At 62.7% G+C, this 4,800-nt stretch carries 5 protein-coding genes and 1 pseudogene; 2 read left to right on the forward strand and 4 right to left on the reverse strand.

All coding sequences use genetic code 11. From position 1 onward, the window contains the following. The 3 genes from ACODTY_RS23290 to ACODTY_RS23300 all read right to left on the reverse strand — a co-directional run. Positions 1-574, reverse strand: a 574-nt coding sequence (locus tag ACODTY_RS23290) for a LysR family transcriptional regulator (RefSeq protein WP_488996553.1), incomplete at its 3' end; no start/stop codon positions are given. A 62-nt stretch (positions 575-636) separates the two neighbouring features. Continuing rightward, complete coding sequence (locus tag ACODTY_RS23295) at positions 637-1,893, reverse strand: M24 family metallopeptidase (protein ID WP_488996554.1); 1,257 nt, start codon at positions 1,891-1,893, stop codon at positions 637-639. 94 nt (positions 1,894-1,987) lie between these two features. After that, complete coding sequence (locus ACODTY_RS23300; RefSeq protein WP_488996555.1) at positions 1,988-2,929, reverse strand: LysR family transcriptional regulator; 942 nt, start codon at positions 2,927-2,929, stop codon at positions 1,988-1,990. 259 nt (positions 2,930-3,188) lie between these two features. On the opposite strand from ACODTY_RS23300, the gene ACODTY_RS23305 reads away from it, so the two are divergent. Then, positions 3,189-3,797 (forward strand): class I SAM-dependent methyltransferase, encoded by a 609-nt coding sequence (locus ACODTY_RS23305; protein ID WP_488996556.1) that lies wholly within the window; start codon positions 3,189-3,191, stop codon positions 3,795-3,797. 8 nt (positions 3,798-3,805) lie between these two features. Next, the gene (locus ACODTY_RS23310; protein WP_488996557.1) at positions 3,806-4,210 is read left to right on the forward strand and encodes an MAPEG family protein; all 405 of its coding nucleotides are present in this window, start codon (positions 3,806-3,808) and stop codon (positions 4,208-4,210) included. A gap of 174 nt (positions 4,211-4,384) precedes the next feature. Here the strand turns inward: ACODTY_RS23310 and ACODTY_RS23315 are convergent. After that, positions 4,385-4,800 (reverse strand): annotated as a pseudogene (locus ACODTY_RS23315) (hypothetical protein); the annotation flags it as partial.

A 4,800-nucleotide genomic window follows, 5' to 3' on the forward strand; every position in this document is an offset into this window, starting at 1 on the left:
GAGCGATATCGTTGAGCGTTCGGATCGAACCGGCCCCAAGCTCGGCAACAAGCTTCGGAGAGGCGACCGGGGACAACTCTTCCTCCAGCAGCAGCAGCGAGTCCCACCCGGGAATCTTGCCGGCGCCGTAGGTCACGATCAGGTCGTTGCTCTCGCTCAGAAGGTCCTGCGCATTGTCCGAGGTCAAAAGCCTCGTCGGACAGGCATCGGCCGACAATCCGAACTCGCGCAGCCGGACCGTGAGCCAGAACATGCCGATGCTGGTGTTGGCGCCTATGGAAAGCGGCCGTCTCGCCTCCTCGCGCAGCGAGGCTATTCCCTGCTGCAGAAACTCCAAGGCCATGCTGGAAGTCTGGTAGAGGCGGTCGGCAGCGGAAGTTGGGACCAATCTCTTGCCGCTGCGGACAAACAAGGGATCGCCGATCCAGTCCTCGAACTGGCGGATGCGCTTGCTGACGGCGGCCTGGGTGACGTTCAATTCGGCGGCGCAGGCGGTGAAGCTGCCTGTCCGATACGCCGCTTCGAAGAAGAACAGCATGTCCAATGGCGGCAAATTACGCCGATAGCTTTTCATAGTCGAACGTTATGGGCGGCCTTGGAATTTGCAACCCTCCAGAAAGCGTCATGGGAGTGGGCTCACCGCAGCAATTCTTCCTCGAAAGTAAACCGTGAGAGAAGTTCGATGCCGGTATCGGTGATCAGGACCTGCTGCTCGAGCTTCACGCCCTCGGGGCCGTTCTCCTCGCCGATATAGCTTTCGACGCAGATCGTCATGCCGGGTTCGATTGTCCCGTCATAGCCGGCATCCGGAAAATCCCCGCGATGGTAGAGATAGGGATACTCGCCCGTCATGCCGCAGCCATGCGCCGACAGGTAATATCGATTGGCGTAGTATTTCTCGGGTATGTCCCAGGCTTGGTCCGCGTAGTCGCGGAAGTTCATGCCGGGCTTGAGTATCCCCATATTGTAGTGAACCTGCTCGTGCGCGACCTTGTAAAGCTCGCGCTGATAGGCGCTCGGCCGGCCGGGCCCCGAATGGAACGTCCGGGAAAAGTCCGAATAGTAGCCGTGGCAGCCGACGACGTCGGTGTCGAGGGCCACGAGCTCGTTCTCGCCGATCAGGTAGGTCGCGGTCTCCTGGAACCAGGGGTTCGTGCGCTGGCCGGCGCTCAACAGCCGCGTTTCGCAGTAGTCGCCGTTCTGCTCGATGATCGACTTGTGCAGCACGGACCACAGTTCGTTTTCGGTGATCCCGGGCCGCACGGCGCCGCGAAGCTTGCCGACGCCGATCTCTGTTGCCCGCAACGAGGCGTTGACGCATTTCAGTTCCTCGGCCGACTTGATCGCCCGCGCCATCTCCACGGGCTGCTGTGCGTCGACGATGCGAAATCCGTACTGGGCAAGCGCCAGCGCAGTGCCGGCGTTGAGGCGCTCCAGCCCGACCGTGGCGTCTTTGCCGACCAGTTCCACGATCAGGTCGCTCATCTCGGCCGCCCATGCGCGCTCGCGTTCCGCGATATGCGGTCCGGCCGCGACGAAGCTGGCCGTCGAGGCCGGACGAACCTCGTCGACAGTCTCGTAGCCGTCTGCGAGATGGAGGCAGCCGGTGAATTCGAACAGGATCGAGCGGGATGCGGTCAGCACCAGATAGCGCGACGGCGAGTTCCGCTGCGAGAAGACCTGCATGTTGCGCGTGCCGGTGGCGTAGCGGATGTTGATCGGGTCCGACAGGATGACGAGGTCGACGCCGTAGCGCACCATCTGCTCGCGCACGCGGCCCAGGCGATAGAGCCGCACCTCCCTGAGGTCGATCCCCTCGCTTTCGGGTGCGCGGTCCAGCAGCGCGATGCCGGAGAGATCGCTGCGCTCCGCATGCCAGTCGAAATTTGCCATCGCTTCCTCTGTACGGCCTGGTTCGAGGTCATGATGCCGCTCCTCGACGGTAAGGGAAACGTTGGAAAATCTCCGCGATCCGCGAAACCGCAGGTTATGGGAAATCCCGGGACGCGTTCTGGTCTTGCGCGGCGGCAATCAGGAAACTCGCCAGCCGTTGCGCCTCGTCGGGAAGGGAGGCGCTCTTGGTATGGCAAAGATAGTAGCCGCTGTCGGTCCGCAGGACGTCCCCGGTAAGACGCACAAGCCGCCCCGCCGCCAGTTCCGATTGCAGCAAGGCCACGCTGCCCAGCGCGATGCCGTTGCCGCGGATCGCCTCGCCGATCGTCTGGGAATAGGTGCTCATGGTCCTCACGTTCCAGCCTTCGGGTCCCTCGATAGAAAGGCCGTCGAACCATGTCCGCCAATCGACCCAGTCGGGCGCTGAGCGCAGATAATTCAGCAAGGGTGGACCGTCGGTTCGGCGAAATTGCCGGAACGATCCACTACCGTCGGCTTTCAATGCGGCGGCCAGTTCAGGCGACGCCATCGGCACCATCTCCTCGCCGAGGAGTCGCGTCACGTGATATCCGGGAACCATGCCGTTGCTGTAAAGCACCAAGAGGTCGTGCTTGCCCGCCAGCAGGTCGTCCGTGTTGTCGGAAGTGATCAGCCGTGTCGGGCAGGCGTCGCCGGAAAGCCCGAAGGCCTGCAACTGCGCGGTCAGCCAGAACATGCCGACAACGGTGTTCGCGCCGATGGATAGCGGCCGCATGGCGTCCTCGCGCAAAGTGCCGAGGCCCTGGCGAAGGAATTCGAGCGCCATCCCGACGGTGCGGTAGAGCCGCTCGCCGCTCTCCGTCGGCGCCAGCCGCTTGCCGTTGCGGATGAACAGCGGCTCTCCGATCCATTCTTCGAGCTGATGGATGCGCTTGCTGACCGCGGCCTGCGAGACGTGGAGTTCAGCCGCGCAGCCCGTAAAGCTTCCGACGCGGTGAGCCGCCTCGAAAAAGATAAGCAAATCCAGTGGCGGAAGGGCGGTCCGGTACTTCTTCATAGCCAAAGGTTATGAGGGAGCCGGAATTTTTTCAACGTTTTCAACGCAGCGCCAAGGATGCAACTTTCCAAGCCGGATGCTTCCTCGAAAGGGAGCGCGACCGGTGTTCATTCGGGAGACAGCAGCAGATGACGGCCTTGCCTCGTATCGGTTTCGTTTCATGACCGTTGCAGCCCACTCCCGCTATCCTTGCGGGGATCAGAACTTTCGTCCCATCGATAGACGGTGTATCCTGGATATTCCTTGGAAGAGCCGTTTCATGCCACCCCGGTTTGTCGCCAGGCAACTATCGCACCCCTCGGGCTTCGGCGGGTGGCTCGTCCGGCTTGGCATGAACCGCGGAAACGCGCGCGTAAATGCGTTCGCGGTTGATCTGCTGGGCCCCCAGTCGACGGATGCAATTGTGGAAGTTGGCTTCGGCGGCGGGCCAAATCTGCGGCGTCTCCTTGACCGAAGCGCATCGGTCGTTGGGGTAGATCGTTCCGCCGATGCCGTCGCCGCCGCGACCAAGACTTTCGCAGCTGAGTGCGCGCAAGGCCGTGCGCGGTTCCTGCTTGGCGATGTCGGCAGGCTGCCGATCGACGACGCGTCATGCACGAAGGCGCTTACTGTCCACACGGTGTATTTCTGGCGCTCGCTCGAGCAGGGTTTTGGCGAGTTCATCCGCATTCTTCACCCCGGTGGCCTGCTTGCGGTCGGCTTCGTTCCAAGGGAACGCATGGAGACGATGGGAATGCCCTCGGACATTTTTACGCCCAGGACGCCTGGCGAATTGCGCGAGGCGGCAGCCGCCGCCGGCTTCTCCGTGGACATTTGTCAATCGCCGGGCGGCGCGCCGTGGATCGTCGCGCTCTGCCGCAAGCCATAGGTGACGTGATGTCGCAGTCCGCATATGCGTTGACCGGGTTCATCGCCTGGACACTGGGCTTGCTGATCGTGATGGAGGCAATCCGCACCTGGCTCGTCGTATCGGGCCGCGTGCCCGCGAACGGGTTTACGCCGGACAACGCCACCCTCTCGCCTTTCATGCAGCGGCTGGCCCGGGCGCATGCCAACTGCATCGAGGGTCTCCCCGTCTTCGGCGGGCTGCTCGGCGTCGCGGTGATGACCGGAAGATCCGAAGCCACGGATCCCTTGGCGTTCACGCTGCTGGGCGCCAGGATCGTCCAGTCGACGATCCACCTCGTTTCGACGAGCGCGCTTGCGGTCAGCCTGAGATTTACCGCCTTTTCGGTCCAGATGGCGATCGGCGCGTACTGGGTGTGGCTCCTGTTGGGCTGACCGGAACCCGAGTGCCGCACAGACGGCGGCTCGCCGCTCCTGTTCCAAACCTCGCTCGCCTTGAACCGTTTGGCATCAGACGTGGCAGGCCGGCCAATTCAGGCACTGGACACGTCAGCACCCCCGTCGTGGGCCGCCCAATTTTGCGCTCTGCGGCTGGAGGCACAAAGCATTTCAAAGAGAGACGCGGGCCACGATCTTCGCCGGCTTGGCGGCAGGGATTGAAGGTCCCATCGTTTCAGGAAGACGGAAGGTGCTCAGGTTCTTCGCCTTGGTCGTCGAGCCTGGAATGGCCGCCTCCGCCGCTGCGATGTCCTTTGCGCTGACCTGCAGGGATTTGCAGGCCCCGTGCTGGTTCCAAAGGTTTCGAGCGATCACGCTGCCGACGGCAGCGGTGATCACATCGGGGGCCACGTCGTTCGGCGCCACACGTCGCGTTTCGACCAATGCCTTGATCGCTTCGCCCAAGATGGCGACGGAATCGTCGAATTCGACCCCTTTCATTTGCTCGAACCGACGCTCCGTACTGCCGTCCACGATGCAATGATGCGCCGTGAAGACCCAGTCGTGGATCATGTAGGCCCGAGCAT

The organism is Mesorhizobium sp. FG116 (assembly GCF_057809835.1).